At 41.4% G+C, this 638-nt stretch carries 1 protein-coding gene; it reads right to left on the reverse strand.

Features of this window, described 5'->3' with window-relative positions:
• Nucleotides 1-111: 111 nt before the first annotated feature.
• Nucleotides 112-638 (reverse strand): hypothetical protein (locus tag FK268_RS25920; RefSeq protein WP_205124533.1); only part of this gene is annotated, 527 nt, incomplete at its 5' end.

Consider the following 638-nt stretch of genomic DNA (forward strand, 5'->3'; position numbering starts at 1 on the left):
TTACTGCGAATAAGATAAGAGAGAAGCGGCTGAAAAGAGGTATTTTGCATAATATCCTTGTTGGTTGATAAAAAGGGGTGCTTTCCTCGACACTCCCTTGAGTGAGTAGTGTTATGGGGTTATCGATTTTTCTAGAGGTTGTTTATAAGCAAAAGCTTGCTGAAGCGTATCAATCTCGCGCTGAATACTATCAAATCCCTCAATTTTTGGAATTGACTTAATCTCTTCTATTTCTGAGTATTGAGCGGCATTTGCTAGCGTCTCAAAGAGAAAGAGGAGCGAGGCTAAGTCTTGCTCTTTAAGTATTGGGCGTGATGATCTCTCTGTGGCGCGCTCAAGAAGAAAGGCTAACTTTTCCATCGAGTAGATAATAGGCCAATAGTACTCGAGTAACTCTCTCTTTTTGGGAATCTCGCCAATCGCAGCATTGTAGAGTGCCATGAGATTATTTAAGTTGGTTCTCATCTTTATCAGGCGCGCCTGAATCTGCTTTTCAGTACTCACTTTCTTTTGTGAGAAGAGGAGTAGAATCATCTGAGATTGATTGCGTAATGTGCGCATTAAAATACGGGGAATCCGTACCGATGCAGATCTTTTTCCCATCAGTAAGACACCAATAATTCCGATGCTACTTCCTA

Source organism: Tsukamurella sputi (assembly GCF_007858445.1).
GTDB classification, from domain to species: Bacteria; Actinomycetota; Actinomycetes; order Mycobacteriales; family Mycobacteriaceae; genus Tsukamurella; species Tsukamurella sputi.